Source organism: Paraburkholderia sp. SIMBA_054, assembly GCF_046534875.1.
In the GTDB taxonomy this organism is placed as follows: Bacteria; Pseudomonadota; Gammaproteobacteria; order Burkholderiales; family Burkholderiaceae; genus Paraburkholderia; species Paraburkholderia hospita.
Genome location: NZ_JAWRXV010000769.1, coordinates 1 through 272 on the forward strand (window position 1 = coordinate 1; position 272 = coordinate 272).

General features: G+C 60.3%; 1 pseudogene. It reads left to right on the forward strand.

The features are described from left to right. Window positions 1-272 (forward strand): annotated as a pseudogene (locus tag SB822_RS57180) (nitrate/nitrite transporter); the annotation flags it as partial.

Genomic DNA, 272 nt, shown 5'->3' on the forward strand with positions numbered 1-272 from the left:
CGGTGCCGGCGCTCTTTTTCGCCTTCGTCATCTGGCAAATGTGGAGCGTGGTGGCGGTGAGCTTGCCGTCGCTTGGATTTAATTATTCGACCAATCAACTGTTCTGGCTCGCGGCCGCGCCCGCATTGTCCGGCGCGACGTTGCGCATCTTCTATTCGTTCATGGTGCCGATATTCGGCGGGCGGCGCTGGACCACGATCTCCACCGCGTCGCTGTTGATTCCCGCAATCGGTATCGGCTTCGCGGTGCAGGACAACACGACGAGCTATCCG